Origin of the sequence: Clostridium drakei (assembly GCF_000633595.2) — a bacterium.
GTDB lineage: Bacteria > Bacillota > Clostridia > Clostridiales > Clostridiaceae > Clostridium_AM > Clostridium_AM drakei.
This window is the reverse complement of the sequence record NZ_JIBU02000048.1, coordinates 23431-48965: the sequence shown is the minus strand read 5'-3', so window position 1 is coordinate 48965 and position 25535 is coordinate 23431. Positions and strand designations below refer to the sequence as shown.

Genomic DNA, 25535 nt, shown 5'->3' with positions numbered 1-25535 from the left:
CACTTATTTATGATACGCTTCACCATAAATAATCCTAAACTTTAAACAATTTATTTATATTCTTTGTAGATATTTATGAGTTCAGCGAATTTCTAAATGAGGTTTTTCATTTTATTCTTATGTATATGTTCTACAAAATTATGGTATAATTTTAAAGTAAAAATTAGAAATTCCGCAGTAGATGGCTGCGGGGGTTTTGAATATTTTATCCCCCACTTGAATAAAGTGGGTGGATATTAGCAATGCTAGCGATCGGATAAAATGTGTTTCAATAATTTATATTATTAGATTAATTTTACAACATAATCATTTTGTATATAACTTAAAGATTAAGGTCAAATTTCTTGGTCTTGATATAGAAATTAAAAGCAAAGAAAAAAGTGCTCCATCCAACAAAGATTAGCACTTTTTCTTCTTAACATATTTAGTTAAAATCCAATAGCCTGTGAATATATAGCTCTATTAAATCTAATTATATCTTGGTTCACATCACCTAGGGATATTTATAAGCGCAGCAAACTTCTATGCTTGTTTTATTTCCTCTAAATATTGAATCATCTCATTAACTGACTCATCATAAGTCAAAAAACCATGCCCCTCTAAATTTAAGCAAACATGCTTTACATTATTTTTGTTCTTGCTATTTTGTCCTAGCATATTACTCATTTTTTTACTTGGCCAGTACCTGTCATTTTCCGAAGAAAGAAGAAATATCTTTCCTTTATAATTATCAATATTTATCAATGCTTCTTGATTAAAGTTTTTCTCTATAGATTTTTCATGAATTTTACAAAAATATTGATTCTTTGTATCTTCAATATCATCTTCATCAAATTCAAACTTGATGTATGGCAGCTCCTTATTATTAAAAGACCATGAAGATTTAGGCGGTACCTGTGACATGCTGTAAAGATCATTTGGTAACCCTTGAAATACATAACAGCTAGCTACACAAGCAATAGTAACTGCCGACTCCATATACTTAGTCAATAATAATGCCGCTTCTCCACCTTTAGAGCATCCAATAAAAATCACCTTATTATCAGCTACTTTATAATTTTCTTTAATATAATTAGCAGCATTTATAAAGTATTCTAATGGAACATTTTCTAGAGATTCAGAAAGTCCAGGAACTCCGTAATATGCTAATCGTAAAACATTATAATCAGGTATTAAATAATCCATTAATTTTTCACTTACGAGTGGAAGTCCAGGCCTGCTTCCTGCTATAATAACAACTAACGGTTTCCCTTCATTTTCATAAAAATCACCATAAATCTCTTTAGTTCTATATTCTTTCATAACATCCATCTCCTTAAATTTAATAAAATTATTAATTGTTTCAAATGCAAAAAACTATTTTTCTTTTCATTTGTTTTATCAAATTTTTTCATGCTCTCATATTTCTATTTGATTTATACATTTATTTATCTCTTCATATGTAAAATCAATGTTAAGTGCTTTTAGGTGATATGTACACAAGGAAAATATTATATCTTTCAAATCATTAGTAAGCTTTTCATTAAGCCAATATGTAATAACACCAAATATACTTTGTGTAAGTAAAACCGAAGTTACATTAACATCATAAATATTTAAGGAATGCTGTTTTTTTAAATGTTCTAATATCTGCCTTAAATATACATTTGTTCTATCTAATATCTCCCAACGTTTCTTTTCAAATGCTTCATTTATTCCCATAGACTTCACGAATAATATCTTGGATAAATTTTTATTTTTTGCATATATGTTAATTACATATGCCATTGCCAAAGTAAACTTTTGAGAAATGCTATCATCCTTATTCATAGAAACTTCAGAAGCTGCCTTTAGACTCATGTTAGAAATTTCTTCATAAATTTGCTCCAAAACCTCTTCTTTATCATTAAAATAATTATAAAAGGTTCCTACTGCTACATTAGCTTCATCTGTTATATTTTTTATAGAAGCTTCAATGTATCCTTTCTCTGAAAAAATTTTTGCAGCTGCTTCAAGAATATTGTTTCTTTTTAAAGAGCTTTTGCTAGAATTAGTATCCTTCATTATATTTCTCTCCTCGTATAAACTTTATTGAATTTGAATTCAAATTCATTTTATTCTTTTTTATATTATGTGTCAATATATTTTTTAAATGTAGTTTGTCCATATCCATTTAATTAAACTTTAGGAAATAAAATAGATATAAAGCAACCCTCCAAACTTTGCGAGCTTGAAGGGTTATAAGCAATTGAAACATATTTTGAGTAATCATCAAATAGTTTTTTTATAGATTTCTAAAAAACTACTCTTCTCTATTTTTAATTATTTTTATCCATGAAATGATAGTATCAAGAACTAATTTAGGATTTCCAGTATTACAATGACTTGCTGCATTCTCTTTCTCAGTAAACATTCTATATGTTAATGATTTTACATTTTTAAGACTATCAATAGCATCTTTATATTTTTCTATACGTATTAAATGATCTTTTTCAGCACCTAGTAACATAAAATCCTGTGTGATCTTATCCGCAACATCCCTATATTCATATTTATTTGCTGCAAGCATATAATCATAAGGGTTATTTACTCCCATATTATAAAAACCATGATGCATTGACCAATCTATTAAAGGTTCCTTCTTCATCTGTTTATACATTATATTATTTATAGTATCTTTATCATTTTGTCTTAGTAATTTTGTTAAAGTCTCTTTTTCTTTTGTAGGAACAGCGTCAAGAAGTAGTTCAAGCATGTTAACACATACACTCCAAGCTACAACTCTTTTTATTCGGTTTTCAAACGCCGCCGCCCTTGGTGCCAGAATAGCCCCCATGGATATTCCTATTATTGTCACATCACTTAAATTATAATAATCTAGTAAAGCTTTTACAGGCCTTTCCCATTCAATTGAAAATTTAATTCCCTGTTTCCTTAAGGGATTTCCCTGACCTGGACCTTCAAATAGATATACTTCAAATCCATTTTCTCTAAGATACAATAATGAAGGAAAGAATTCTTCCATATAGGAATCAAATCCGCCATGTATTAGAATTGTGTCTATACACTCCCCTTCAGGTACGGCATGTATTACTGGAAGATACCCTTGATCATATGGAACATGGTGAAACTTTAATATTCCAGATTGAAACAGTTCATCATGATATTTATAAAACAATTCTATTGACTTATCATATGTTTTTATTTTATCTGGATTACCGTCATACATAAAAAATTCTGTCATTCTGAAATAGGCAATAGCATCTTTTATTCTGTCTTCCTTTAAAGCTTTTTCAGCAAGAGCCATCATTTCTTTTTCCCATGCTTTAATATCAGTTATTTTTTTAGCAAGTTCTAAAATTTCATCAAGATTCCCATTACTTACGTTGTAGGTTCGGTTTAATTGATAATTGAAATTAGGATTAGCATGTAATTGATATTCACCTAAATTGAACTCAACATTATTTTTCATATTAACCATCCTTCCTTTCGTTGTACTCAAAATACAAAATAAAATCTATTATAATCCGACTATTTATCTCTTTTCACAATTTAAGATAAATAAATTTCCTCGTATCATAATCAATACTTTTTACAAAGGTTATTTTTGTATTATATCTTTTGTCAACTTATTAGCTACTTCCTTAGCTCTATCATTAAAATCAGGTGCTTCGCTTAATGGAATAGTATATTTCCCAATTAAATTGCATTTTAGCACATTTCTCATTGATCTATCGAAAATCTCCTTTGCAAGATCTGCATTTCCTTCTTCACTACCCATGCATGTAATTAAAAGAACAACCTTCTTTCCCTCAATTGATGATGTATGGCTTGGAGAACCAAAATTTATTGTAAGACAATAATGCCTGTCAATAAAAGTCTTTAACTGTGAGGTGAAATCATAACAGTAAATAGGAGAAGCATATACAACAGCATCTGCCGATATCATTCGTTTAAATATCGATACCGCATCATCTTTCAAAATACATCCAGGCCCATCGTTATTTGCCATGCAAGCATAACATCCGATGCATCCTTTAATAATATGGTCACTAAGTTGCACCCTTTCTACCTCGTGTCCCTGTGAAATAAGATTTCCTTCGAGCATGTCAAGAGCTTTCGCAGTTTTGCCATTTCTTTTCGGACTTCCCAAAATTGTTATTACTTTCATAAAAAACTTCCTTCCAATCATTATATTCTATTTTTTTTAGCAAATTGTATTCTTCCAAAATTAAATTTAATTACATTCTTTGGACAAACATCAGCGCATTTACCACATAAAATGCACTCATAGTTTTCCATTTTGTTGCAATTAACCATATTGTTAACATCAAGACTCATTGGACATTCGCTATTACATTTTTTACAATTAATACATTTATCTTTTTCAGATTTAATTCTTACTGAAGGAATATTAAAAAAGTTACTAATTTTTCTTCCAATAATCATAAATGGACTCATCCAGCATAAATAATGGCAATTTGCTCTTTTACCAAAAATTATAGAGTTAAGAAAAAATAATAAAATTACAATATAGTATGGAATATACATATATATATTGCTTACTGAAATTCCATGATCCATTGCAAAAAAATAATCTGCTCTTTTATATCCACCTGCCAATAATGCCACAGTTACTATTGTAATCATCCACGGAACCCATATAAAAAATTTAATATAATCAAGCTTGCCAGTTTTAGGATTCTTATTATTTACTTTAAATAATATTTCCTGCATAGCACCACAAGGACACAACCAGCCACAAAATACTCGTCCAAACAATAATGAAAAAAGGAAAAACATTGAGAATATAACAGCACTTGCAGTAATCAGCCCCTTTGAAGCGCCCCATATAATAAGAAAAGGAGAAAAATAAAATTGTGTAATTGGGAATAATAAAAAAGATATTATTAAAAAGGCATTTCTTACATTTTGTCTTCGTATCATTACAAATCCTCCCTAATCATTTATCTTATTTAATAAGTCATTACAATATTTTACTATGTACTTATAGTAACCAAGTCCAAATAAAAATGTAGAAAATTGATAAACATCGAATTGCTCTTTAACTTGATTTTCATATTTTCCAAAAGTGCTTATAAAAGATTCAACTTCTTTAATAAAAAATTTTAAATGTGTTATGGCCTTTTCCTTGGGCAAAAACTTGAAGAAAAATATCTTTATAAGGTGATCTGGCTTTGTCCTCGAAAATTCCACTGGCAGTTCAAGCCAATTCAAAAACTCTGATTTTCCTAACTCAGTTATAGCATATAACTTTTTATACTTCCCTCCTTCAACAATTTCCCGTAAACTTATAAAACACTTAGCTTCCATTCTTTTCAAAGCAGGATATATGCTTCCATAACCTGCATCAAAAAAGTTTGATGTACTTTCAGTCATTTTTTGTTTTAAATCATATCCACTCATTTCACCGCTCATTAAAAAACCAAGAATAATATACTCTAACATTTTTTACCTCCATATGTACTTACGATATATATCGAAACGATATATATATTATAGATATATATTAACTCGTTATAACTATATTGTCAACATATAGAAATTGTTCATCCCACAGCATGGATTTTACCAAGGAAGCTTTTAATAAAGCACTAATCCTTATGAAGGAAGAAATACAAGACGAGAGGGCTGACGAACTATTCTACGATTACTTGATTAGTGCAACCCCTACTCAAGAAGAAAAAGATATTATTACATCCATAAGAAATTATGAAAGAAATATTATAAGTATTGACACTTTGAATTCTAATTGTTAAACTATAAATAGTTAGAGCTCTAATATAATTTCAGGAGGAATTTGAATGACTGATTCTAGATACTCTATAAAAACACCATATTCACAATTAATAAGAAGTATTGCGATAAAAATGAAACTCAGTTCTGATGAAAAAGTAAAAAAATTAGGATTAAATTCTGGGCAAGGACGCATGATAGGTTATATTTATGAACATCAAGACAATGGTATTATTCAAAAAGATTTGGCACGAGCATTTCAACGTACAGAAGCAAGCATTACAAGTATGCTTCAAGGGCTAGAGAAAAAAGGATATATAGAAAGAAGAATACCTAAAGAGAATGAGAGACTAAAATATATATATGTATTGCCTAAAGGTGCCGAATTGATAGAGGATTTTAATAAATCAGTGCTTGAGGAAGAGGAAAATATTATTGCAAGCTTGACTGAACAAGAAAAAGAGACGTTGTTAGCTTTGCTATTGAAAGTAGATAGAAATTTATAAGTTATTAATATAATAACTTATACTCAAAAACTTAGAATTCTAATAGTATGAATTCTAATAATATTTATTGTGGAGGATGAAATTATGAAACAAAAATTTTCAAACGAATATTATTTAGAAAATGCACCAATTACTAAGGCAATTGCACACTTATCTATTCCTATGATGATTGGTATGTCAGTAGGTACAATATATAACGTTATTAATGCTTTTTTTATTGGACTATTAAACAATACAGATATGTTAACTGCTATTACTTTAGGACTACCAATCTTCACTATATTGATGGCTTTTGGAAATATGTTAGGAGCTGGAGGAGGAACATTTATAACTCGTCTTGTTGCAAAGCAAAATATAGAGAAAGCTAAGAAGATAGCAGGATATACTTTTTATAGTAGTATTATCATAGGAATTTTGCTTGGAATAATCTTAATACTATCCCTTACTCCCATTGTTAAGATTATGGGGGCAGATACTTCTGCTATTATTAATTATACAAGAAGGTATTCTTTAACTATGTTTATTGGTGGTTTTGCAATTGTAATGAACTTTGCATTGGAGCAAGTTGTGAGAGCAGAAGGAGCATCAAAAGAATCAATGTTCGGAATGGTTGTAAGTACAATTTTTAGTCTTATCTTTGACCCATTATTTATACTACTATTTAAATTTAATGTTGTAGGTGTAGCATTATCAATGATTTTAGCTAATATAGCTTCATCTATTTACTATGTTTACTACTTGGAAACAAAAAGTGAGAATTTAAAAGGATTCATTAAGAATTTTAATATTTCTCTTAAAGATAAAATAGAGATATATAAAATTGGGGTTTCTGAATTGTTCCTAGCTGGTTTTCTAATTATTACAACTCTTCTTTTAAATAACTATTCAATTAGATATGGAGAAAGTGTAGTAGCTAGTTTTGGGATTGCTTTGAGAATTGTGCAAGTACCAGAATTTCTTGCAATGGGACTGGCACTAGGAATTATTCCTTTAATTGCATATAATTTTTCTAATGAAAACTTTAAGAGATTAAAGGACAGTATAAAACAATCAGCTTTATGGATTTTGGGATTATCAGGCGGGTTTATTACTTTAGTTTATATTTTTAGAAATGTAATTATTCATCTGTTTTCTAATGATGCAGCAGTATTAAGTGTTGGGGTTTATATCATTGTTGCCATGCTTATTTCCGCATTTTTCAATGGATTTACAACATTATTTATAGGAATTTTTCAAGCATCAGGTCAAGGAACACCATCAACAATTATGTCAATTACACAAGGAATTCTTTTTATTCCTGTCATAATAATATTGAATAATTTATTTGGATTACACGGTGTTATATGGTCTATGACCATTACGGAAATAATTACCTTTTTAACTGGAGTAATACTATATATTATTTTTAATAGTAAACTAAAGGAGAATAATGTATAATTTAGTATGTAATTTTTTTGTATTACGACGCAAAAACACCACAAAATTCAATTTTGAATAATGCAGTGTTTTTTGCAAATTGTTCGTTTTTTCAGTTGTTGCGTCAAATGAGAAAGATGCGACACATCTTTTTTAGGTGACAGAGGATAGTGGACAGTATACGATTAGCCCGCAAAAACTATCATTTTGAATTAATTTTACCTAAAAGTAATAAATCAAAATATTTACCTTCTATAAAATCTTCATCCTTTTGTCTCCCCTCCAATTGATACCCATTCTTTTCTAATATTCTAATAGAACTAATGTTAGCATCAGTTACTCTAGCATTAATCCTATGAAGATTAAGTGAATCAAACGCAAAATCAGTAATCAATGCAACACTTTCAGTGCCATATCCCTTTCCCCAATGCCCTCTACTAAAAACATATCCAATTTCAGCATGATTTGATTCTTTATTAAAATTGAAAAGCATAACTGTTCCTATTATTTCCTGAGTTGATTTCAAAACAACAGATGCATATAAATGCGTGCCTGCTAGTTCACGATTTATCATCATTTCAACATGGTTATGAGTTTCATCTAAGTTATGCATCAAATTCCAACCTATAAAACGTTTAACTTCCTTATCTGATGCATAGCTATGTATTTCTTGTGTATCATCTAAACTCAATGCCTTAAAATATACATTTTTACCTTCCAATGTGTGAAATAAACTTGAGTTCATCCTTTTTCCCCCTTAACTTTTAATTTCTACGGTTAAATAATTATGAATATGTCGGCTTAATTTACAATTGTTATTTAGTTCATGTGAAAATTATACCATGATATCTAACTATATTCAGTAATTTGCAGAAAATATAGGTATTTTTGACACTGCATTATTCGATTTTCAAAGACCATCGTTCGCATTTTTAGTTTAGAAAGTTACATCGCATTTTTTTCAAAATAGGTTTCATCTGTCCAAGTGAAATCCAAACTATGTCCATCTGTATATAAATTTCATCTTCACTACAATACATGTTAGGAATCTTTAATTCTTCCTCATAATCTAAAAATCTTCCAGTCATCTCACATAACTTACCCAATTCATAACTTTCATCTGAACTTAGCTCATCATAATCTACTTCCAAATCATAAATTCTTGTAAATCCTCTACAGAATATCTTTAAAAGTCAATAACCTTATATCAAAAAAACGCACTGAATTTCAGTGCGGTGATTATGCATCATAGGTTTAAATGGTAGAAACAAAGCGCAGCCTTTGAAATCCATCAAAAATCTTATCTTTGTCCTTGTTCAACTTATAATACTAAGCTTCCATCTTTATTAAACTTCTTTGTTATTAAATAGTACAGTAGAATTGATGTAGTTGTATCAAATTTACTTTATGTAATATTACAATACTGGAGGTAGTGATAGAGTATCTACCCTGTCACTACTCCTATAACCCTATAGATTTAATCTTCAGCTTTATAAAAACTACTAATTATAGTATATCCTAATATTATACTAAATATTATATAAACAAACATACTATTTCCATATAATGATAAAAATAAAAAGCAGAAACTGGATTAACTTCAGTTACTGCCTTTACTTTTGCTTACTATCTGCAATAAATGTAGATTTCTTTTTTAAGCACTGTGAGCATAAACCCTCAAAAACTATGCTTTGCTCTGTAAGATAAAATCCATAATTATTGCTGATTCTATCATTGAAAATACTTATAAAATCATCTTTTATATCTATAATAGCTCCACACTCTTTACATATAAAATGATGCTTATGTTCACTTTTGCTTAAAACCATCTCATAACGAGTTATATTATCGCCAAAGGTTAATTTTCTCACTATTCCAAATTGATATAGTAATTCTAAAGTCCTATAGACTGTAGATACACCAGTATCCGGATTTTTAATTCTAACATAATCATAAAGCTCTTCAACACTTAAGTGGTTATCTTTATTATCAAATAAAACTTGTAGTATAATCTTACGTTGATGAGTAAGAGTAATACCTGCTGCTTTTAATTGTTCATATATGCTATCTAAATAGTCATTCACAATATCATCTCCTATATGATTTCATGAATTCATTATAAAATTCCTATTTAAAATTACTTTAAAAATTTTATAAAAATTTTATAAAATATTTAATAAATCTTCCTTTCATTTAATTCTCCTTAATCAGTCATTTTCTTTAATTCATCAAACTTGGTAAGTATAATATCCATTTCATTACTTACTTTAGAAAAGTCACTTCTAGCTTGTTGCACATCATTTAACCTATCCTTTAATTTTTCTATTTCAATACTTCCTTCCTCTGTCAAAGAATATATCTTTTTCAATGTATCATTCATACTCAAGACTAATTCTTTTGTTCCAATAGAAAGCTTTTTAACTTCATCTGCAACTACTGAAAAACCTCTGCCAGCATCGCCTGCCCTTGCAGCTTCTATTGATGCATTAAGTGCCAACAAATTAGTTCTAGATGCAACATCATTTATTTTTGATGAAATATTTTCTATAAATTTTGTATGAGTTAAAAGCTCTTCAAAAGTTGCAATAAAACTGTTCATTGCCTCTCCTCTGCTAGCTACTTCCTCTGAAAAACTTATATTTTCTTTTGTTTCATTTAACAAATTGGATATAGTTTCAATACATTCTTTAACCTGTGTTTCTCCATTATTTATTGTGCTGTTATTCTTTTGCATAATCCCATTCTCCTCCTTAAATTTCACTTATCAAATCATCTAGAAAACTATTTATAATGTTTAATCCTTCTTTATCATATTTACTTAATATTTTAATAAATTTTTCACGTTCAGCTTTATGGAGCATTTCGTGTATTTCAAATACTTCTTTTCCTTGTGCTGTCAGTGCATAATAAATTTCTTTTTTATTATTTTCCAAATGATTTCCTTTTATTAACTCTTTCTTTAACAGCTTATTAGTAATCTTAGATATGGCACCTTTCGTCATATTTAATTCCTTTGCTATAAATGTTGCATTAATCAATTGATTTTTTCCAATACAATCAATTACGTGAATTTCTGAAAACATTAACCCCATATCATAAAGCTCTTTGTGTTTATATTTGATTAACAAGTCCTTTATTTCATCATCATGACTATTTAATGAATTACTTATATGTTCAAAGGCTGATATAAACTTATTCATTGTTAAATCTATCTCAAATTTTACATTTTCTGTTTTCATGATCATAATCTCCTTTTAAAATTAATTTCTTTGGAAATAATCACATTATACCTTATATTACTAATCTATTCAATATTATTTTTCAAAAATAGTTTACCAGGAAATAATATTATGATATTATTTCCTGGTAAATTAAATAGTGACTTGACAAAAGTGTATGGCAGCCATATACTATTATCATGAATAAATTTGTAGATAACAAACATCAAATTGCAGATAATTCTTTGAAGTTAGCACTTGCCTTAGTTGATCTGGATAAAAAGACTCGCAACTACAAAACAGATGTGCCGATTTTTTACTCTGAAATACATGTAATAATGACTATTGCTGAGCATCCCGGCATTCATGTGGGTGGCCTAGCTGATATTCTAGGAGTAACAAAAGGATCTGTTTCGGAAATTCTCAAAAAGCTAGAGAGAAAGGGTCTGGTTTTAAAGGAAGTTGATGATCTTAATCTATCTAGATATTCATTGAGTCTGACTGAAAAGGGTAAAAAAGCTCATAGCAACCATATGCACTATCATGATGTTGTAAACAGTATGGTTGAAGATGAACTACAAAATGCCTCCGAACATGAATTAGAATTTTTATCAAACTTTTTGTCATCCTTGATGAACAAGGTTAAATTTTTCAGTGAAAATTTTGATGAATCAAGTGATTCTTAGACTCAGGTGGAGTTCTCTTGTAACGAATACCTCTCTTCATCTAAGTCTTAGAAGAACTTATCCAGGTGCATAAAGTAGCTATCTACAACTTAAGTAGAGAGACAAAACCTATGATTTTGTGCGAATCACTTACTCCTTCAATAATAGGAGAAGGAGTTTCATATAAGAAAAAGGGAGTATTAATAATGGTAGCTGTGGAATAAAATTTTTAAGCAAGAGTATGGTAACCATACACTTTTCGTATATAATTAAGTTAGGAGGTGCTAACCATCAAAAATAAAAAATCATCAAAGTTATATATGGTTTGTGATAATAGTGAAGTGAATGAGAGAAGGTATAAACAAATACTTGAAGCTAATAAAAGAGCTTTGTGGGCTATTTATAATTCTTTAGCCTCATACGTTCCCTTTGGCTTTTATCCCTATGAATACCCAATATTTGAGCAATTCAATCCTTCCAATAACAAGTTGGAAAATAACAAAATTGATAAACTATTAAAAAAACAAGATAAATAAATAATTGTATCCAATAGTATGGCAACCATACACTTTTATCTGCAATTAATTTAGGAGGTGCTAACATCAAAAAGAACAAACCACCAAATCCATATCTGGATTCTGATAATAGCGAAGTAATTAAGCGTAAATATAAAATACTTGAAGCCGATGGAAGAAGTTTATGGGCAATCTGTACTGCTTTAGCCGCATGTGTTCTCTTTGGTTTTTATCCATATGAATACTCAATATTTGAGCAAATCCATCCTTTTAATAATAAGTTTGAAAATAATGAAATTGATAAACTCCTAAAAAAGCAAGATGAATAAACAATTGCGTCAAAGTGTATGGTATCCATACACTTTTTACCTATGATTAATGTAAGGAAGAACTATATCAATTAAGCAACAAACACGAAAATAGTCTAGATTTATATTCCAAAAGATATATCAATAATACTGATAACCGAATTTAAATTTTATTATTTTTCTGTTCATTAGTAATATACTACAAATCTTATTAATTCCACATGGACGTAAAATATTGCCCTTAATATACAATTATTCTAAACTATTCATGTACAATTCAATAGATGTTGTATATGGGCAACTGGTATCGCTATCCCTTTAAGAAGGGAGGTGATACATATGTACGAAATGTTTATAGTGGTTTTTGCTGCTCTATCATTTTTGGTAGCTTTGATAAATTTAATTATGGTACTTATAGATAAAATAAAAAGGTAGCCCACCGCCGCAATTGGTATGGCTACTTTTTTTATAAGTTTAAGCTTTATCGGTTGCCTAAGCAACTAGAATTGTATACTACAGGATATTACCAGTACCCTGTTTTTATTATGTTCATTTACTACCTCAATTATAACATAGTATAAAATATCATGCACAATATTTTATACAAAATTCAAGTAAAATTTGCACAAAATATTTATTATGTTGCTGTTTTCAATAATGAAAATGCTTCATATAAAGTTCTCTCTTCTCTTATGGTTTCGAATTGAAGTATACTGAATTCCTTTTTAAATTGATTTAAATATAATTAGTATAGAGTTTTTTGACTAGACCTTAAATCTTTCTACTAACACTCTTAATTCTTCTGAAATTGTAGCTAAGCTCTCTCCTGCTTTGGCAATTTCCTCAATTGTAGTAACTTGTTCTTGCACAGCTGATGACGCTTGTTCTGTTCCAGCAGCATTCTCTTCAGAAATTGCAGATAAATTTTGAGTTACCTCAATGATTTTGTTTTTATTTTCTGTCATCTGTCTGGCAGAATTATTAAGTTTATTAACTACAGTTTTTATAGAATCTATGGCTTCTGCTATTCCTTCAAATTTTCCTTCAGTTTCTCCAACACTAGAAGCTTGCTCCTCAATTATCTGCTTAGTCTGTTGCATCAAATCAACTGCATTTTGTGATTTTATCTTTAACTCAGTTATTACTGTTTTAATGTCATTTGTAAAGTTATTTGATTGTTCTGCAAGCTTTCTTATTTCATCAGCAACAACTGCAAAACCTTTACCTGCTTCTCCAGCTCTTGCAGCTTCTATTGCCGCATTTAAAGCTAAAAGATTTGTCTGGTCTGCGATACTTTGAATCATAGTACTAGCATTTTCAATTTTTTCTGCACTTTCATTGTTACTCATGATAATATGATAAACATTGTTTGCGGAATCATTATTTTTCTCAGTTTTTTCAACAAGTTCTTTCAAAATTGAAAAGCCTTCTGATTTTTGCCTTTCAATTTCAACTGCTGCAACATTCAATTCCTCAATATAATTTAAATCTTCTTCTAATAAATTACCTAAATCTTCTACATTATGAGCTGCCATTTGAGTATCTTTAGCTTGATCAGTAGCTCCTTTTGCAATTTCCTCAATAGCCTTACTTACTTCATTTGATGCAGTAGCTGCTTGTTCAGAAGTAGCAGTTAATTCTTCCGATGAAGCTGCAACCTTTTCTGTTGAATCCGAAGTTTTCATGATGAATTCTGATACATTCTCTCTCATACTTACAAAGGCTCTCACCATATCTCCTACTTCATCTTTTCTGTTTAAGTATTTTAGTGCATCTGACTTTTCATTTACTGAAAAATCCAAATTAGCAAAATCTTGTACTCTCTTTGTTACTGCTAAGATAGGCTTTGTTATACTGCTGGAAAGAAAATTAAATAAAATAATTGCCAGTATTAACATGACCACTGCAGAAACTATCATTGTATTTACTATTGCTTTTGCACCAGATCCCAACTCTTTTTCTGTCATAAATGATGCTAATACCCAATCAGTTCCTTCAACTTTATAGGGATTAACAATATACTTTTCGCCATCAACAACAACATCAAATGATTTTATGTCTTTAGCTAGAAGCTTATCTAATCCATTAATGCCGACTTCTCCAACCTTTTTAAAATTGTTTTTAGGATTTTTCCCATCTGCCATTATTAAACCATTACTATGTACAATCATTGAATATCCTGTTTTACCAATTTTCATTTTATTCAACATATCGCTAATATTAGTTTGCTGTACATCGATTCCTATGGCACCTATAACTTTTCCATTTTTATCAGTAAATGTACGAGCATTACTTGTAAGTAGTTGTGACTTATAACTGTACGGAGCTGTTCTAATAACACTTTCCTTTTTATTCATTGAATCATTAAACCAAGGTCTTTTTGAAGGATCAAATCCTGCTGGCAGACTCTCTTCTGGCCATTGTATATATCCTCCATCTTGTGTTCCTAAATATACATAGCTTGTACCTTTATGGCTATTTGCATATTGCTCGAATACTTTATAAATTTCCTGTTCAACTCCTGCCTTAGCTGAAGGTTTCATTGGAGTGTCTTGAGTTGTATTTTTATAAGTTGTAATACTATTATCAGCTGTCATTATCACAGGATTTGTTGCTAACATACCAATATTTTTGTCAATTTGATCATAAAAAATGTTAATTGCTTGAGAAACGACCTTCATTTGCTCGTTAGAATTAGTAAAATAATCTTCATAAGACTTTTTATTAATTTGATAGATTAGAATACTAGTAATACTTACTAAAGTTATCAAAAGAACTATTATTGAAGATAGTAAAATCCTCCCCTTTATTCCAATAGCCTTTTTATTCATAAATATCAGCTCCCTTCTTTCACTAAGTCTTTATATCCCATCATTTTTTGTTTTATTTTCTATATTAAATTAATTCAGACAACTAAAGTCATAAAATTCAAGAACCTAAAGAAATGCTTAAGGATAGTCAATATATTTCAACTAAAGTAAGTGCATACTTATATTATTATTTAAAATTATAATGTCGATATTTGTCTTTGTCAATCTAAATAATGTATTTTTCTGAATTTTCTTTTATTTTTTATAAAAAAATGAAATATGCTTTTATAGGATTAGATGTATTTTTAATTTTCAGCTTCTTCCTACTTGGTACCTTATATGCAATTCATCATATTTTGAATATGTATAGTTCAATATATTTCTAGTAACTTGACAAATAGAAACTAAAGGCATAAAATTTAGTTAGAATTCTTACTTTAAGTATTCTGACTATCTGAAAGGTGATGTTTATGGCAAAAGATGAATTTCAAGAAATACACGACTTATTATTTAAAACTATCGGCTTATTCCATTCAAAATTTATTCGTAAATTTTGCACTGAAAGCCCAAATCATCCGGAACTTAAAAAAAATCATACTGCAATCATTGGGTTCCTTTATCAGTATAAGGTTCTTACTGCAACAGAAATTTCCAAGATGCTTAATATAGAAAAAGGCAGCTTAACTACCTTGATTGATCAATTAGAAGAATTAGATATTGTTATTCGCTGCAATGATGCAAATGACCGACGAAAGACACTTATATCTCTCACAGATACTGGGATAAAGGAAATGGAAAGTATTATGAAAATCTCCGTTTACCGTATGAGCGAAATTCTAAATGCTGCAAATCCTAATGAACTAGCAAAATTTACTGACAGTCTCAAATATGCTGTAAAATTTATGCAAAAATTTTAAGAAGGTGAATTAAAAATGAATAGCACAAATGAACTTAGAAATGGAAAAATTAGTACTTTATTATGGAAGTTTTCATGGCCAGCTGTTATAGCTATGCTGGTAAATTCTATGTATAACATTATTGATCGTATATTTGTAGGTCGTGGTGTTGGCTCACTTGCCATTGCAGCCACAACTGTAGCCTTTCCAATTATGCTTATTCTTATGGCAGTATCTGCATTAATTGGAGTTGGCGCTACATCACTTATTTCCATTAGGTTAGGTGAGAAAAGACCAGAAGAAGCTAATAAAATAGCTGGAAATGCTACAGTATTGTTGGTTTTATTACCTCTTTGTATCAGCATTATTTATTTTCTTTTTAGCACTCCTATTTTAACTTTCTTTGGTGCAAGTGCTGAGGTTTTGCCTTATGCTAAAGCTTTTACCAACATTATAATGATGGCATCATCCTTAGGCTCTATAAGCATGGGAATGGTTAATTTTATTAGAGCTGAAGGTAATCCTAGGATGTCTATGTATACTCAAGTAATCGGAACCATTATCAATGTAATCTTAAATTATATTTTCGTTATGAAATTAGGTTTTGGAATTAGGGGTTCTGCCCTTGCAACTGTCTGTGGTCAGATATTTTCATCTATTTGGGTATTAACTTATTTTCTATTTGGCCCTAGTATTGTAAAAATAAAGTTAAAAAATCTAAAGTTGCAGAAAAACTTAGTTATTAGCATTATGTCTATTGGTTTCGCTCCTTTTGCAATGCAATTAGCTAATAGTCTTCAAAATACTATCTTGAATAAAGCATTGATGAGTTATGGTGGAGATATGGCACTATCCGCTATGGGTATTGTTGGAAGTATAGCTACATTGATGTTTATGCCTATTCTTGGTATTAGTCAAGGTGCTCAGCCAATCATTGGCTTTAATTATGGTGCCAAGGAATTTTCCAGAGTAAAAGAAGCCCTGAAAAAAGCAGTTATTGTTGGTATAATTATAGCAACATTCAGTACTGTAGTAGTTCATTTATGGCCTACTCAAATTGCCAATATGTTCATTAATAATAATCCTAAGCTGACTCAATTAACTGCTCACGCAATTTGTATATTCTTTTTTATGTTTCCTGTGGCTGGTTTTCAAATTGTCTGTTCCCAGTACTTTCAGGCAGTTGGCAAACCAATTCAATCCACAATTCTGGGGTTATCCAGACAATTGTTCTTATTGGTCCCACTATTATTGATATTACCCCACTTTTGGGGCATTGAAGGTATTTGGAGAACTCCACCTATAGCAGATATTCTGGCTTCTCTTATAACTGGAATTGTTGTGTTTTTTGAAATGAAACATATAAAAGAGAAAGAGAATGAGAATGAAAAAGAACAGCTTCAAAGCAGTACCTTTGATAGCGCTATTGGTGAGAAATAACTCAACTTTCGCAGTTTAGGCACATTGCTACGTAAGGGTGCAGTGGAAGTTTGAGTTTCAACTTTTATTCCATGATATATTATAAGGGTGTACTCACGGCTAAATGTTTTAATTATTCTAAAGCTCGAAATTTTTGAAAACCTAAGAACTTTGTCAAACTCGGTTCCCTCAAACAGGACTAAACTTCTAAGGCTTTCAAAAATTTTAAGCTAAGAATAATACTAAAACAATTTAGCTAATGTGAGTACACCCTTATAATATATCACTGCATAAAAGTTGAAATTCAAACTAGCAAATTCAAGTGTACGCACTTAATTGCATTGTTATAGGTAATTTTATAAGCCACAATCATATTTATAACTATAATTTATAACACATAAAATTAAGGCGGAACTTGCTATTAGTCTAATATGTCTAATTTAAAAGTCAGTTGTTTTTTATTTTATAGAAGTACCTTAAAATAGATTTATTATTTAGGTTATTGAAAAATATACAGGTATTATGAAAGCTACGCTTTTTATTTAGAGCCATATTAGAAAGTAATATATATACGTAATGCACTAAGAAGTAACTTTCAACTGTATGGAGACTGATATATGCTGTGAAGTGAGTTTTTCTTCACAGCATATATCATCCGGAATACAGTTGAAAGTTACTTCGCTTACATACGCTTGTGTGTCATAATTTTTAAACTGGGAAAGTTGAGTAATTAAATTATTATACCTTCAAAATGATCCATTTCATGTTGAATTATTTGTGCTGTAAATCCAGTAAACACTTGCTTTTGATTCTTAAAATTTCTATCAAAATACTCCACCTCTATCATTTCATATCTTTTTGTTTTTCTAACACCAATTAAAGATAAACAACTCTCTTCTGTTTCATATGGCTTTTCCTTCTTTAATATAACTGGATTTATCATAGGCACAATAATGTTCGCTGTAGTAAATACCAATATGCGCTTTTTTACCCCAATCATATTACCAGCCAGTCCAACACAACACTGTAAATTTGCCCTTAATGTATCCATTAAATCATCAACTACTACCATATCATTTTTAGTTGCATTTTCAGATTTTTGTCCTAAAAACAATACATCTTTTACAATTGGTCTTATCATATTTACACCTCAACTATATATTTTATTTTTATATTCAATTATTCTCTTATATCATCTTTCTTCTTATTTCATTCAAGATTATTATACATTTCATCCCTATTTTCATAATGGTATTGACCACTTCGTTTTGTACAAAACCTAATAAATTCTTCATCTTCATTGGCAATTGTCCAAAGTAATTTATGGGCTTAAGAGAAATCACCTCAAGAATTATATTCTATATAATTCTTGGTGGTCCTTTATATCTAAGTAAAACATTGTTCTTATTGTATAATTATGTTAAACTGTTTACATACAATTCAATATAGTTGGGTGGGCTACTGGTATCATTCATCCCTCTTTGAAGGGAGGTGGTACTTATAAGTAATGATGTATTAGCGTTATTATTTCAAGCAGGTTTGTTCTTAATAGCACTGTTAACACTAATAGTGCTGCTTATAGAAAAAATCTCAAAAAAATAGTAGCCCCGTGCAAGTGGATACTACTATTTTTAAACTTAAATTTAGTAATGCCAGTTGCCTAAGCAACTAGAATTGTATACTTCAGGGTGCTCTAACACCCTGTTTTTATTATATCTATTCTTAGTTCAATTATACAATACATATTATTAAAGTCAATATAGAATATTATATATACAATTAATTTATAATATTCTATATTTAATTATTTGTTATTCTTCTTGTAATACTTTTAGTTAAATTTTTATTGTTACTCCTACTATTTCTTTTGCTTCCGCATCATTTCAAGTTCTAAATTGATTTTCTCTACTATGGAACAACCCATCTGAACCTAATAATTACTTCCAGTCTTTGTAAGGGGCTGCCTCCATACAAAAACTGGAACAGCTTTTGTTGAAATATTTTAAAACAATAGGTAAAAATACGTATTCCATTTATCATTGCATAAACATTGCTTTAAAAACACTCGTCTTATTTTAATGGTAAAAATTAATTTTCAAACTATATTTTATATAAACAGAGTATTAAGTAAAGAAGGTGAAAAACAACAAACTTTTTAAGGGTTTACAGTTATTCCAAGTGGTAAAACACCTACTGGAATAGTAGCTATGACAATATTGTTAGTTCCATCAATTACTGAGACATTGCTACTTGCATTATTAGATACATAAATTTGATTTGTTGCCGAATTCACACCTATACTACTTGGTTCACTACCCACTTCTATAGTAGCTATAACAACATTAGAAAGCCCACTAATAACTGAAACATTCCTACCACCATAATTCCCTGCATAAATTATATTGGTTGTAGAATTCACCGCTACGCCTCTTGGTTGAATACCTACTGTCACATAAGTTATCACATTATTGATAGTTCCATCAATTACTGAAATATTATAACTGCCCCAATTTGCTACGTAAATTTGATTCGTTAATGGATTCACACATACGCCTCTTGGTTGAGTACCTACTGATATAGTAGCCATAACAATATTACTGTTTCCGTCAATTATTGAAATATTGTTATCTCCATAGTTTGCTACATAGATTTTATTTACTGAAGGATTCACACTTATAGCATATGGTTTGTTCCCTACTGTTATAGAATTTAAAATGCTATTACTCTTTCCATCAATTACCAATACCTTATTTCTATAATAGTTTGTCACATAAATTTTATTTGTTACTGAATTTGCACTTATAGCATATGGTGTATAACCTGCTGCTGGAGAAGTTACGACAATATTGGTATTTCCATCAATTATTGAAATATTGTTACTAATATAGTTCGCTACATAAATTCCATTTGTTGCCGAATTCATACTCACACCCATTGGTGAATTACCCACTACTACTGAAGACACGACAGTATTTGTATTTCCATCAATTATAGAGAGTTCACCACTGCCCCAGTTTGATACATAAATCCTATTAACAGAAAAACTTGCTCTAGCAGGTCCAGTTGAGCCTACTGGACCTGTGGGTCCCATTGCTCCAGTTGCTCCGGATGGCCCTGTGTATCCCATTGCTCCAGTTGGTCCGTCTGGGCCTGTAGCTCCCATTACTCCGGTTACTCCTATTGGGCCTGTGGGTCCCATTGCTCCGGTTGGTCCGTCTGGGCCTGTAGCTCCCATTACTCCGGTTGCTCCTATTTGGCCTGTGGGTCCAATTGCCCCAGTTGCTCCGGATGGACCTGTAGCTCCGATTACTCCTGTTGGACCTGTGCGTCCCATTGCTCCAGTTGCCCCTATTGAACCCTTGCTTCCAGTTGGTCCCACTGGACCTGTGGGACCTATTGCTCCAGTCACTCCAACTGGGCCTGTAAATCCCATTGCTCCGGTTGGTCCCACTAAACCTGTAGCTCCTATTACTCCAGTTGCTCCTTTTGGACCTATGGGTCCCATTACTCCAGTCGCTCCGACTGGACCTGTGGCGCCGATTACTCCTGTTACTCCTATTGAGCCTGTAGCCCCAATTACTCCGGTTGCTCCTTTTGGACCTGTAGGTCCCATTACTCCAGTCGCTCCGACTGGACCTGTGACACCAATTACTCCTGTTACTCCCATTGAGCCTGTAGCCCCAATTACTCCGGTTGCTCCTTTTGGACCTGTGGGTCCCATTACTCCAGTCGCTCCGACTGGACCCGTGACACCAATTACTCCTGTTACTCCTATTGGACCTGTAACTCCGATTACTCCAGTTGCTCCTTTTGGACCTGTGGGTCCCATTACTCCAGTCGCTCCGACCGGACCTGTGGCACCAATTACTCCTGTTACTCCTATTGGGCCCGTGGCTCCCATTGCTCCAGTTGCCCCTACTGGGCCTGTTGGCCCTTCTGTGCTATATTCTATTGCTATTGCAGGTCTTTGCTCCATGTTTGCCCATTTTGATGACCTATAACCTATTATAGTATCAAATAAATTTTCCATTCCAATTAAAGTTATTCCATTATTAGCAATTATATTGTAAAACCATTTGACAACTATGCTTGTTATATCTATGCTAATAAATTGATTAATGTTACCATCTATTACATTGATAAAATGCGACGTGAAACTTATTTCCGGTGCATTATTCCAGATAACTGTTTTTTCTGAAAAGTCACTTGTATTTATATATACGCTGATACGCTGCGGTGACTTAAATATATTAGCTTCATCTTTCCTATAGACAAACAATTCTAAAACAGCTCTTTGTATAATACTTCCTGATGGAATTACATTGTCTAAATTAAATTTTAATAAGCTTCTGTACATATCTTGAGTTTGGTTATAGTTTCCAGTGAACAAAACTTCTGAGTCATTAAAGTTTGTAGTTTTGTAATACTGTGATATATATACATCATCTGTAGGATTTACTTTTGCAATTGGCATACAATCCTCTCCTATTTTTATTTAAATCTATGTTTACAATTTATTGCACTATAGTCTATAAAAGTTTTTAAATACTTTTTATAATCTATTATATAATCTTTTATAAAAGCATGTGTACACTATATATTTGATATTACTTATTAATTCAACTTTCCCACATGCAAAATTTTAAATTAGTATAATAAAAATAATATGACACAACTTTTTTAGTTGATAAGCAAGAATGAAGAGTATTAAATAATTATACATGTGTTAAATTCACATCAAAGCAGCCAATTCATACTATAAATAAAGTAAATAATTTTCTAAAGGTGTGGTTTTCAATGATTACAATTAGCCTTTGCATGATTGTAAAAAATGAATCTATAAACTTAAAAAACTGTTTGGATTCCATAAAAAATCTTGCGGATGAAATAATAATTGTAGACACAGGTTCCACAGATAATACAGTAGAAATAGCTAAAGATTATTCTGATAAAGTATTTTTCTTTGAATGGATTGATAATTTTGCTGCTGCAAGAAACTTTTCTTTTTCTAAGGCATCAATGGATTATATACTATGGCTTGATGCAGACGATATATTACTTCCAGAAAGCAGTGAGAAATTATATCATTTGAAGCACTCTCTTTCTCCTTCTATAGATGCTGTATCCATGCAGTATAACTGTGATTTTGATGATTATGGAAATGTTGCTTTGACTGTGCGACGTACAAGACTAGTAAAAAGATCGAAGAATTATCAATGGGATGGTGTTGTACACGAAGATTTACTAATAAAAAGTTCTGTCTTTTATGACAGCGATATAGTAGTAACCCATAGAAAAATTAAAGGTACCACTAATCCTGACCGAAATCTTAAAATTTATGAAAAGTTGTTGTTAAGCGGCAAGGAATTTACTTTACGTGATGCACTGCACTATGCTATAGAACTCCATCATCACAAATCATACCAAAAAGCCACAGAATATTATCTAAAATTTTTAGAGATGAATGACATTACAGCAGATGACTGTGTATATGTTTGTTCCAAGCTAGCTGATTGTTATTATCAGTTGGGAGATCGAAAAAAAGAGCGAGAATATATATTTAGGTCTTTTGATTATGATTCTCCACGTCCAGAGTTTTGCTGTCGTTTAGGTTATGCATTTTTAGAAAAAAGTCAGTTTTCTCAAGCTGCGTTCTGGTACAATCTTGCTATTCAATTACCTAAACTAAATAATAATTGGGTAATTCAAAATCAAATTAGCAGTACATGGTTGCCTCATATACAGCTCGGTCTTTGCTATTATGAAATGGGTGAATATGAGAAATCTTACTATCACAATAAGACAGCACTATCTTATAGACCCAATGACCAGGATATCATAAACAATATGAAACTTTTAGAAGAATTACTAGCTAAGAAATAAATTGTACCTGCATTTTTCAAAAATACAGGTACACTCTTTTTTTATCTATTTGAATCAAGTAAATTCATATTGAGATTATTAAACAAGTTATTATGGTAACTTCTATTAACTTGCTTTTGTAAATTTGCTTTCTTAATATCTTGTTCAGCTACTTGTGCTAACATTCTATCCTCTGTTTTTATTTGTTCCTTAATTCTCTTTAACCTTTTCTCTAATAATTCCTCAAATCTAGTTATAAATGATGTGCTGTTTTTTGAAGATGAATTGTCAGTTGCAACGCCACCAGCACTGCACATATCACCATTTGAATCAATATAAGTACCAAGACTTGTCATTTTTTTGCCATCCATTTTAGCTCTATTTTTCAACCAATTTAAAGCCATAGGTTCATCACCAAGGTTTTTCTCAAGTTCTGCTGCAACTTTTGGGTCCTTTGCTGCTTTTTTTAGATAAGCTGGATCAATTGTAATGGGTTGATTATCTATATTAGTACTTGTTGCTATCATTGTTCCCTTTGAAAAATGACCAACCATGATGTTTAAGCTTGGAAATTTAGTACAAAGGTTTTTATAATATTCGTCTACAGAATTGCCTGTAGTTTTAGATGTTGAGTTAGAATTAGTAACTGATTTTGAAGCATCAGTTTTTGTATTAATATTGGGTTGATTATAATTGTTTAAACCATAATTAGTATTCAGTCCTAAAGACATAAAAATTCCACCTTTCTAAAATATATTTTTAAAGTTTTTTTAACATTACTGTCACATTAAATACTGTATTTTTTATTTCAATATCTATATCACCAAAGTATTTTCGAGCTACTGTTTGTACATTTTTTAAACCAATACCGTGAATGGATTTATCTGATTTACTTGAAACTGGAAGTTTAGTAGTATTGTCAAATTTAATTTGTGATTGAAAGCTATTTTTTACATCTATAAAAAATAAATTTTTCTTTTTGCTCGAGGTTATGACAATAAAAGATTTTGATTTCAATGATTGTTTTGTGCAGGCATCTAAGGCATTTTCAAGCACATTACTCAAGATAATGCTTATATCAAATACATCCAATTGAAAGCTTGAGGGAAAGGTAAAATCTGATTCAAATAAAATATTATTCTTCAAAGCTTTTCTATAGAAATCATTTATTATTACATCTGTTACGGAGTTCCCAGTTCTAAATTTGAAATCAAGCTTATTTACAGTATTTGAAATGTCGCTAAAGTATTTTTCCACTTCATTATATTTACCTTCTGTAATTAACCATTTTAAATTATTTATATGGTTTCTCATGTCATGTTTTATGCCACGAATACCATTGTACATTTGTTGTATCTGATTAGTATAATTTTGGAGATCCAATACCTGATGTTCTAGAATTACTTTATTTCTCTTTTCCTCATTCAAACTTATCATATTTTGGAATAGTACCGTTGTACCAGCAATTCCCATAAGAGATACTATTCCTATAGCAGGAATTAAAAAAATAAAAGAAGGATATTTATCATAAAGAAAATCTTTTGAATTATTATTAAATGTAGTAAATATTATTTTAAATATCATAAAACTCATAAACTGTGCTGATAAAGCAGGCATAATCAAAAACAAAATTTCTTTTATATTAAAATCATAGTTTTTATATGTGAATTTTTTAGTTATGTAAACTATTGAAGCATACATTAATATAAAAAATAGTAATAAAAATATAATTCCTATTATAATTTGAATATCCTCCATTAATGCAAAATAGTATTTAATTAATAAATGATAGTTTTGAAAATAATTTACACCAATAAGCTTAAAAGAGTTTTTTTGCAAAAAATAAAATATACTATAGGAGGTCAAAAGACATAATTCTTTAATTGCATAAAATGTAACAATTAAAAATACTTTTATAGGAACATTTGTATCATATACTATAGAAATAATACCAAACATTAGGACCATACCAAGTAAATCTATAAGTATATTATCTGGGCTAGGGTATATCCAAAAAAACATAACGCTATATATAAAATAAACAATAGGAATAATTATATCTCTTTGCCTTCTAATTTTATCTTTTAAAAAGTTGTGTAGAAAATAATATAGAAAAATTGCACTAATTAAATATTTTACATTACTTAAAACTTCAAGTACTATTTTTAGTAAAAATTGATCCAA

25 protein-coding genes are annotated in these 25535 nt (G+C 30.2%); 9 read left to right on the top strand and 16 right to left on the bottom strand.

Annotated features, from left to right (window positions below):
- Nucleotides 1-522 precede the first annotated feature (522 nt).
- The 6 genes from EG57_RS0220355 to EG57_RS0220330 form a co-directional block, all read right to left on the bottom strand.
- Nucleotides 523-1302 (bottom strand): acyl-CoA thioester hydrolase/BAAT C-terminal domain-containing protein, encoded by a 780-nt coding sequence (locus EG57_RS0220355; protein ID WP_032078947.1) that lies wholly within the window; start codon nucleotides 1300-1302, stop codon nucleotides 523-525.
- Between the two features lie 96 nt (nucleotides 1303-1398).
- Nucleotides 1399-2043 (bottom strand): TetR/AcrR family transcriptional regulator, encoded by a 645-nt coding sequence (locus EG57_RS0220350; RefSeq protein WP_032078946.1) that lies wholly within the window; start codon nucleotides 2041-2043, stop codon nucleotides 1399-1401.
- Nucleotides 2044-2281: 238 nt separating this feature from the next.
- Nucleotides 2282-3451 (bottom strand): alpha/beta hydrolase, encoded by a 1170-nt coding sequence (locus EG57_RS0220345; RefSeq protein ID WP_032078945.1) that lies wholly within the window; start codon nucleotides 3449-3451, stop codon nucleotides 2282-2284.
- Between the two features lie 129 nt (nucleotides 3452-3580).
- Nucleotides 3581-4150 carry a flavodoxin family protein gene (locus EG57_RS0220340; protein WP_032078944.1) on the bottom strand — a complete coding sequence of 190 codons (570 nt, stop codon included), beginning with the start codon at nucleotides 4148-4150 and terminating at the stop codon, nucleotides 3581-3583.
- A 20-nt stretch (nucleotides 4151-4170) separates the two neighbouring features.
- Nucleotides 4171-4926 carry a 4Fe-4S binding protein gene (locus EG57_RS0220335; RefSeq protein ID WP_032078943.1) on the bottom strand — a complete coding sequence of 252 codons (756 nt, stop codon included), beginning with the start codon at nucleotides 4924-4926 and terminating at the stop codon, nucleotides 4171-4173.
- A 12-nt stretch (nucleotides 4927-4938) separates the two neighbouring features.
- Entirely contained in the window at nucleotides 4939-5448 is a 510-nt protein-coding gene (locus EG57_RS0220330) for a PadR family transcriptional regulator (RefSeq protein WP_029160379.1), read from the bottom strand.
- A 113-nt stretch (nucleotides 5449-5561) separates the two neighbouring features.
- Here EG57_RS0220330 and EG57_RS26335 point away from each other — a divergent pair, with 113 nt between their 5' ends.
- From EG57_RS26335 to EG57_RS0220320, 3 genes are all read left to right on the top strand, one after another.
- Nucleotides 5562-5759 carry a hypothetical protein gene (locus EG57_RS26335; RefSeq protein WP_152563681.1) on the top strand — a complete coding sequence of 66 codons (198 nt, stop codon included), beginning with the start codon at nucleotides 5562-5564 and terminating at the stop codon, nucleotides 5757-5759.
- Nucleotides 5760-5804: 45 nt separating this feature from the next.
- A complete protein-coding gene (locus EG57_RS0220325) occupies nucleotides 5805-6242 on the top strand; it encodes a MarR family winged helix-turn-helix transcriptional regulator (RefSeq protein ID WP_032078942.1) in 438 nt (145 codons plus the stop codon).
- Between the two features lie 84 nt (nucleotides 6243-6326).
- Nucleotides 6327-7679 carry an MATE family efflux transporter gene (locus tag EG57_RS0220320; RefSeq protein ID WP_032078941.1) on the top strand — a complete coding sequence of 451 codons (1353 nt, stop codon included), beginning with the start codon at nucleotides 6327-6329 and terminating at the stop codon, nucleotides 7677-7679.
- A 181-nt stretch (nucleotides 7680-7860) separates the two neighbouring features.
- On the opposite strand, the gene EG57_RS0220315 is transcribed toward EG57_RS0220320, so the two are convergent.
- The 5 genes from EG57_RS0220315 to EG57_RS0220295 form a co-directional block, all read right to left on the bottom strand.
- Entirely contained in the window at nucleotides 7861-8403 is a 543-nt protein-coding gene (locus EG57_RS0220315) for a GNAT family N-acetyltransferase (protein ID WP_032078940.1), read from the bottom strand.
- A 187-nt stretch (nucleotides 8404-8590) separates the two neighbouring features.
- Nucleotides 8591-8809 carry a hypothetical protein gene (locus EG57_RS26650; protein ID WP_052038019.1) on the bottom strand — a complete coding sequence of 73 codons (219 nt, stop codon included), beginning with the start codon at nucleotides 8807-8809 and terminating at the stop codon, nucleotides 8591-8593.
- Nucleotides 8810-9271: 462 nt separating this feature from the next.
- The gene (locus EG57_RS0220305) at nucleotides 9272-9742 is read right to left on the bottom strand and encodes a Fur family transcriptional regulator (protein WP_032078939.1); all 471 of its coding nucleotides are present in this window, start codon (nucleotides 9740-9742) and stop codon (nucleotides 9272-9274) included.
- 119 nt (nucleotides 9743-9861) lie between these two features.
- Nucleotides 9862-10392: a methyl-accepting chemotaxis protein gene (locus tag EG57_RS0220300; RefSeq protein ID WP_032078938.1), complete on the bottom strand. Its 531-nt coding sequence runs from the start codon at nucleotides 10390-10392 to the stop codon at nucleotides 9862-9864.
- A gap of 16 nt (nucleotides 10393-10408) precedes the next feature.
- The gene (locus EG57_RS0220295) at nucleotides 10409-10897 is read right to left on the bottom strand and encodes a MarR family transcriptional regulator (RefSeq protein WP_052038018.1); all 489 of its coding nucleotides are present in this window, start codon (nucleotides 10895-10897) and stop codon (nucleotides 10409-10411) included.
- Nucleotides 10898-11076: 179 nt separating this feature from the next.
- Between EG57_RS0220295 and EG57_RS0220290 the strand changes: the two genes are divergently transcribed.
- Both EG57_RS0220290 and EG57_RS26560 read left to right on the top strand, forming a co-directional pair.
- A complete protein-coding gene (locus tag EG57_RS0220290) occupies nucleotides 11077-11562 on the top strand; it encodes a MarR family winged helix-turn-helix transcriptional regulator (RefSeq protein WP_032078936.1) in 486 nt (161 codons plus the stop codon).
- Nucleotides 11563-11627: 65 nt separating this feature from the next.
- Nucleotides 11628-11765, top strand: coding sequence for a hypothetical protein (locus EG57_RS26560; protein WP_161782722.1), 138 nt, complete (start codon nucleotides 11628-11630; stop codon nucleotides 11763-11765).
- Nucleotides 11766-13128: 1363 nt separating this feature from the next.
- Here the strand turns inward: EG57_RS26560 and EG57_RS0220285 are convergent.
- Nucleotides 13129-15195 carry a methyl-accepting chemotaxis protein gene (locus tag EG57_RS0220285; protein WP_032078935.1) on the bottom strand — a complete coding sequence of 689 codons (2067 nt, stop codon included), beginning with the start codon at nucleotides 15193-15195 and terminating at the stop codon, nucleotides 13129-13131.
- Nucleotides 15196-15644: 449 nt separating this feature from the next.
- Between EG57_RS0220285 and EG57_RS0220280 the strand changes: the two genes are divergently transcribed.
- A complete protein-coding gene (locus tag EG57_RS0220280) occupies nucleotides 15645-16091 on the top strand; it encodes a MarR family winged helix-turn-helix transcriptional regulator (protein ID WP_032078934.1) in 447 nt (148 codons plus the stop codon).
- Nucleotides 16092-16106: 15 nt separating this feature from the next.
- Nucleotides 16107-17510 carry an MATE family efflux transporter gene (locus tag EG57_RS0220275; RefSeq protein ID WP_032078933.1) on the top strand — a complete coding sequence of 468 codons (1404 nt, stop codon included), beginning with the start codon at nucleotides 16107-16109 and terminating at the stop codon, nucleotides 17508-17510.
- 709 nt (nucleotides 17511-18219) lie between these two features.
- Here the strand turns inward: EG57_RS0220275 and EG57_RS0220270 are convergent.
- On the bottom strand, nucleotides 18220-18630 hold the full coding sequence (locus EG57_RS0220270) for a peptide deformylase (RefSeq protein WP_032078932.1): 411 nt from the start codon (nucleotides 18628-18630) through the stop codon (nucleotides 18220-18222).
- Between the two features lie 350 nt (nucleotides 18631-18980).
- On the opposite strand from EG57_RS0220270, the gene EG57_RS25990 reads away from it, so the two are divergent.
- Nucleotides 18981-19091 (top strand): putative holin-like toxin, encoded by a 111-nt coding sequence (locus tag EG57_RS25990; RefSeq protein ID WP_242859891.1) that lies wholly within the window; start codon nucleotides 18981-18983, stop codon nucleotides 19089-19091.
- A gap of 553 nt (nucleotides 19092-19644) precedes the next feature.
- Here the strand turns inward: EG57_RS25990 and EG57_RS27345 are convergent.
- Entirely contained in the window at nucleotides 19645-21963 is a 2319-nt protein-coding gene (locus EG57_RS27345) for a DNRLRE domain-containing protein (protein ID WP_052038017.1), read from the bottom strand.
- A 323-nt stretch (nucleotides 21964-22286) separates the two neighbouring features.
- Here EG57_RS27345 and EG57_RS0220260 point away from each other — a divergent pair, with 323 nt between their 5' ends.
- The gene (locus EG57_RS0220260) at nucleotides 22287-23372 is read left to right on the top strand and encodes a glycosyltransferase (RefSeq protein WP_032078931.1); all 1086 of its coding nucleotides are present in this window, start codon (nucleotides 22287-22289) and stop codon (nucleotides 23370-23372) included.
- A 41-nt stretch (nucleotides 23373-23413) separates the two neighbouring features.
- Here EG57_RS0220260 and EG57_RS0220255 read toward each other — a convergent pair whose 3' ends face one another.
- Nucleotides 23414-24082, bottom strand: a complete 669-nt coding sequence (locus EG57_RS0220255) for a DUF6033 family protein (protein WP_032078930.1) — start codon at nucleotides 24080-24082, stop codon at nucleotides 23414-23416.
- Between the two features lie 28 nt (nucleotides 24083-24110).
- Nucleotides 24111-25535 carry a sensor histidine kinase gene (locus EG57_RS0220250; protein ID WP_032078929.1) on the bottom strand — a complete coding sequence of 475 codons (1425 nt, stop codon included), beginning with the start codon at nucleotides 25533-25535 and terminating at the stop codon, nucleotides 24111-24113.

Bases quoted from the DNA above. Each gene is read 5' to 3' on its own strand.
- EG57_RS0220355 (WP_032078947.1), bottom strand. From the start codon at position 1,302: ATGAAAGAATATAGAACTAAAGAGATTTATGGTGATTTTTATGAAAAT.
- EG57_RS0220350 (WP_032078946.1), bottom strand. From the start codon at position 2,043: ATGAAGGATACTAATTCTAGCAAAAGCTCTTTAAAAAGAAACAATATT.
- EG57_RS0220345 (WP_032078945.1), bottom strand. From the start codon at position 3,451: ATGAAAAATAATGTTGAGTTCAATTTAGGTGAATATCAATTACATGCT.
- EG57_RS0220340 (WP_032078944.1), bottom strand. From the start codon at position 4,150: ATGAAAGTAATAACAATTTTGGGAAGTCCGAAAAGAAATGGCAAAACT.
- EG57_RS0220335 (WP_032078943.1), bottom strand. From the start codon at position 4,926: ATGATACGAAGACAAAATGTAAGAAATGCCTTTTTAATAATATCTTTT.
- EG57_RS0220330 (WP_029160379.1), bottom strand. From the start codon at position 5,448: ATGTTAGAGTATATTATTCTTGGTTTTTTAATGAGCGGTGAAATGAGT.
- EG57_RS26335 (WP_152563681.1), top strand. From the start codon at position 5,562: ATGGATTTTACCAAGGAAGCTTTTAATAAAGCACTAATCCTTATGAAG.
- EG57_RS0220325 (WP_032078942.1), top strand. From the start codon at position 5,805: ATGACTGATTCTAGATACTCTATAAAAACACCATATTCACAATTAATA.
- EG57_RS0220320 (WP_032078941.1), top strand. From the start codon at position 6,327: ATGAAACAAAAATTTTCAAACGAATATTATTTAGAAAATGCACCAATT.
- EG57_RS0220315 (WP_032078940.1), bottom strand. From the start codon at position 8,403: ATGAACTCAAGTTTATTTCACACATTGGAAGGTAAAAATGTATATTTT.
- EG57_RS0220300 (WP_032078938.1), bottom strand. From the start codon at position 10,392: ATGCAAAAGAATAACAGCACAATAAATAATGGAGAAACACAGGTTAAA.
- EG57_RS0220295 (WP_052038018.1), bottom strand. From the start codon at position 10,897: ATGAAAACAGAAAATGTAAAATTTGAGATAGATTTAACAATGAATAAG.
- EG57_RS0220290 (WP_032078936.1), top strand. From the start codon at position 11,077: ATGAATAAATTTGTAGATAACAAACATCAAATTGCAGATAATTCTTTG.
- EG57_RS0220285 (WP_032078935.1), bottom strand. From the start codon at position 15,195: ATGAATAAAAAGGCTATTGGAATAAAGGGGAGGATTTTACTATCTTCA.
- EG57_RS0220280 (WP_032078934.1), top strand. From the start codon at position 15,645: ATGGCAAAAGATGAATTTCAAGAAATACACGACTTATTATTTAAAACT.
- EG57_RS0220275 (WP_032078933.1), top strand. From the start codon at position 16,107: ATGAATAGCACAAATGAACTTAGAAATGGAAAAATTAGTACTTTATTA.
- EG57_RS0220270 (WP_032078932.1), bottom strand. From the start codon at position 18,630: ATGATAAGACCAATTGTAAAAGATGTATTGTTTTTAGGACAAAAATCT.
- EG57_RS27345 (WP_052038017.1), bottom strand. From the start codon at position 21,963: ATGCCAATTGCAAAAGTAAATCCTACAGATGATGTATATATATCACAG.
- EG57_RS0220260 (WP_032078931.1), top strand. From the start codon at position 22,287: ATGATTACAATTAGCCTTTGCATGATTGTAAAAAATGAATCTATAAAC.
- EG57_RS0220255 (WP_032078930.1), bottom strand. From the start codon at position 24,082: ATGTCTTTAGGACTGAATACTAATTATGGTTTAAACAATTATAATCAA.